The sequence below is a fragment of the Sphingorhabdus sp. genome (assembly GCF_046596595.1).
Classification (GTDB): Bacteria; Pseudomonadota; Alphaproteobacteria; order Sphingomonadales; family Sphingomonadaceae; genus Sphingorhabdus_B.
This window is the reverse complement of record NZ_JBKJMB010000053.1, coordinates 1-3,226: the sequence shown is the minus strand read 5'-3', so window position 1 is coordinate 3,226 and position 3,226 is coordinate 1. Positions and strand designations below refer to the sequence as shown.

5 protein-coding genes are annotated in these 3,226 nt (G+C 50.7%); 1 reads left to right on the top strand and 4 read right to left on the bottom strand.

The genetic code is table 11. The features are described 5' to 3' along the window. Together ACLL9E_RS05190 and ACLL9E_RS05185 are read right to left on the bottom strand one after the other, a co-directional pair. Positions 1-274, bottom strand: a 274-nt coding sequence (locus ACLL9E_RS05190; protein ID WP_411290679.1) for a hypothetical protein, incomplete at its 3' end; no start/stop codon positions are given. Between the two features lie 204 nt (positions 275-478). Further along, a complete protein-coding gene (locus tag ACLL9E_RS05185; RefSeq protein WP_411290678.1) occupies positions 479-865 on the bottom strand; it encodes a hypothetical protein in 387 nt (128 codons plus the stop codon). Between the two features lie 363 nt (positions 866-1,228). On the opposite strand from ACLL9E_RS05185, the gene ACLL9E_RS05180 reads away from it, so the two are divergent. After that, positions 1,229-1,579: a LysR family transcriptional regulator gene (locus ACLL9E_RS05180; RefSeq protein ID WP_411290677.1), complete on the top strand. Its 351-nt coding sequence runs from the start codon at positions 1,229-1,231 to the stop codon at positions 1,577-1,579. 205 nt (positions 1,580-1,784) lie between these two features. Here the strand turns inward: ACLL9E_RS05180 and ACLL9E_RS05175 are convergent, their stop codons facing one another. Both ACLL9E_RS05175 and ACLL9E_RS05170 read right to left on the bottom strand, forming a co-directional pair. Continuing rightward, complete coding sequence (locus tag ACLL9E_RS05175; RefSeq protein ID WP_411290676.1) at positions 1,785-2,189, bottom strand: hypothetical protein; 405 nt, start codon at positions 2,187-2,189, stop codon at positions 1,785-1,787. An 85-nt stretch (positions 2,190-2,274) separates the two neighbouring features. After that, a complete protein-coding gene (locus tag ACLL9E_RS05170) occupies positions 2,275-2,943 on the bottom strand; it encodes a hypothetical protein (RefSeq protein ID WP_411290675.1) in 669 nt (222 codons plus the stop codon). Between the last annotated feature and the right edge of the window lie 283 nt (positions 2,944-3,226).

Below are 3,226 nucleotides of genomic sequence, written 5' to 3'. Positions count from 1 at the left end.
GTACGAGCCCCATGTTTTTGAGCGTAGCACGACTTTGGCGCTCCGAATGGGCGTCGTGCGCTAATACCATTATTTGACCTTCAGGCAGCATGACTTGATACTCATGACCGGGATGTTGCATGAAATAGTCGTATACTTCTTCGAAGTCTTTTTGGGCCCACGCTTCTGGTGTAACCAAAAGCTTGCCGTCGCGGTCAACGGGCGCGATGACGACACCGCCCGTTAGCCATTTACCTGCATATTCCGCTGCAAACGGATTTAATGATCTTTCCATTGTAAATTCCTTCTCTGGGCGCGGCAAAGCCACGACCCAAGCCAATCGATATTTCCTCATGTGGAGGCTAACAGGCAGCTAAGAGCAGCCCTTCGACGCTGGCGGTCTCATTCGAATTGCCTGAGCGCACGCGCGGGGCGGCGCCGCCAGGATGGCCAGAAATCCAGTTTTCCAGGTTTCCAGCCTCCCGGCGGACGCGTGCAATTAAGTCATGTCGATCATTGTGTACGTACCGTCCGGGCGAACCTTCAACATGTGCGTGTCAGGATTTGTCCCGGTCAGAATTTCGATAAGCTGGCAACAGAATTTATCATCTAACTGCGGAGCGCAACTTTGCATTTTTTCGATGATCTGAGGCTTTGTTACGTTTTCGTCCACGGTGGATATTGCAACGACGCCAACGAGCCCAAATAACCCAAACTGGTCGAGCGCATCTTGGCCTGACGTGCCGTATTCAATAACCTCCAAGCCATTAGATTTATTATCCTTGGCTACTTGCGAAATATATCGATGCTTGTTCGCGTCCCTATTTTCTGACGTCGTGAATAAGGTCGCGATGGCACTGTCCGTAATATTTCTACTGTTTTTCATGTTCGAACTCCTCTTGCGACACATTGGCGCTGCTGGGAACTCTTCGAATTTGACCTAAAATTTCAGGCCTTTTGGTACTAGACTCAATCATGGTTTACCTTTCATATCGCTTCTTGCGAGAAGGCAATTATACGAAAATAAATGATAATAAACAATACTTTGACTAACACTATGCATTGAATGCATAACTCTGTGTTCAATGCTTTGTGGTTTCAGCTATGCAACGATTGCATGGACTTTCATAAAAATAATTTTATGGCGGTCGGCGCAACATGCCAAGTTTTGGCACGTGATTCGCTGTAACTTTCCGCACCTGATTCGTTTGATTCGGGAATGAAGAATCCGAAACGAGACGAGGTTTGAATGTCAAAAAATCCTATGTTGGGCTTAAGGCTGATTTGGGTGCAATCTTTTCTGGCTGTGATTGAGCACAACAGTTTTAGTGCAGCCGCAAAAACACTCGGGTGCAACCAATCTACCGTGAGCCGGAATGTCGAGCATCTCGAAATCTGGTTAGGCGGTAATTTGTTCGATTTCACCTCACCCCTCCAGGTGAGCGATTACGGCATGAGGTTCAAAGACGTTGCAGTCAAAATGATCGATATGTTGGAATCATGTAGAACCAGCCAGCGGCTGGACCGCAAGTCGGTGGTAAAGCCTCGCAGCAAGAAGCGCAATATTGCCAAAATAGATGCGGCGACATTGAAGGCTTGAACCGCGACTTTCTCGGGACCCGGTCCAGAATTTCAGTTTCTCAGATTCCGGAGCTTGTCACGCTGGCAGGCAGCTAGAATTTGTCGTGCCGTGCAGCTCACTTTGCCGGAAGGGATCTCATCCGTAAGCAACCGGCAATGCAGGGGCGCCAAACCCGCACCGCCGATGCCTACCCCCACCGGGCCGCCAACGTGTCTCCTCTGGCCTATTGCGTCCGAAACGCGCGACACAACTCCAACAACTGTGGGTCGATGTCATCGCGATCAGGAACGATCAAACAGAGCCCCAAACCAGTATCCGACAAGGCGAACGTCAACGAGTAGTGGCATTGCCGGTAAAGGCATGTCTCCCAGGATGGCTCGAACGCCGGATCAGGATAGCGCACGTCATCCACAAGATTGACGAACGGCGATAAGCCAAGCTCCGTCTCAATTGCCGCCATGCTGTCGCTTGGCTCAACGACAATGAAGTGCGCAAGATCGCCCAAGTCCCATTCGCCAAGAAATTCAGAAAGCAGCTCCAGTCGGTCTTGCAGAATGGTTTTCAAATTTGGGTCAATTGGACCCGTGATAACGCGCGCCATATCGGCACTGTCGTATATAGTGATCATTTCATTTTTCCTTAGAAACAGGGCACAAAAAAAGGGCCCACGGATCGCTCCGGGGCCCTCGTTGGGTTTCAGTTGTTGGGTTTAATTATCGATAGATGATCTTAATTGGTGGCACCGGTTTGCCGTCGGCCGCCGCAATAAGGAATGGCTGAAGGAACGCGCGCAGCGCTCTCTCACTGGTAGGCAATACATCCTTGCCCCGCAGCACCGCCTTCGCCCTCTTTTCGGCGACCCGTTGGATGCTTTGTTGCAGCCTGACCAATGCCTTTTGTTCGTCAAAGAGCAGACCGCTATCAATCACCATTGCCTTGTCCAACCGGACTGACGGCTTAGCGATCAGTTCCGGCCGTTTCATTGTCAGCACCAACCCGTCAGCGCCGCCCGAGACTTTGAAGCTTCCCGGCGTCATGATGTACCCAATCGGGTATTCCACATGATAATTCACGCGGACGCGGGTGTTGGACGCTTCGATTTTAAATATAGACTGGGTGAGTTCGCGATCGCTTTGGATGTCGTATTTCTTGGTCAGGGTAAGAAGGCTGGTTTTCTTTTCGACCGCGCGCTTGAGCAACACTTGCCAATTGACGGACCGAGTCGATGTGACATAGCCTTTGGTCTCAGTGACGCCTTCTTGTTGCATGGTTGGAGCGGCAGCATCACCGGAAGCGTACTTCGTCATGATATAGTAGGTGCCCAGCGAAGCCAGCGATGCGCCGCCGACAATTGTGAGCGATATGCGATTTGGGTTATTCATAACTTGTCTCCGATATCGAACAGCCATGAGTGCCTGTTCATATAAGATACCGGATTTGGCGTGCGAAAATTTTGCCAAATTTACACGCGATGTTTGAAAAATTATGTGCATGTGTCACCTTGGCTGTGGAGTTTACAGATGGGGCAAGGGGAACAAGGTTTTTGAAAACGACGAAAATACATACTTGGGCGCGTGTAATGCGACTAGACCTGCAGCACTTGAGTGTCGGGTTGGCCAACGCCGTCGTAGGGGACCGAGCGAACTGGCCAGCGTCGGGCGACGG

Coding starts and splice junctions, on each gene's coding strand:
- ACLL9E_RS05180 (WP_411290677.1), top strand. CDS start 1,229: ATGTCAAAAAATCCTATGTTGGGCTTAAGGCTGATTTGGGTGCAATCT.
- ACLL9E_RS05170 (WP_411290675.1), bottom strand. CDS start 2,943: ATGAATAACCCAAATCGCATATCGCTCACAATTGTCGGCGGCGCATCG.
- ACLL9E_RS05175 (WP_411290676.1), bottom strand. CDS start 2,189: ATGATCACTATATACGACAGTGCCGATATGGCGCGCGTTATCACGGGT.
- ACLL9E_RS05185 (WP_411290678.1), bottom strand. CDS start 865: ATGAAAAACAGTAGAAATATTACGGACAGTGCCATCGCGACCTTATTC.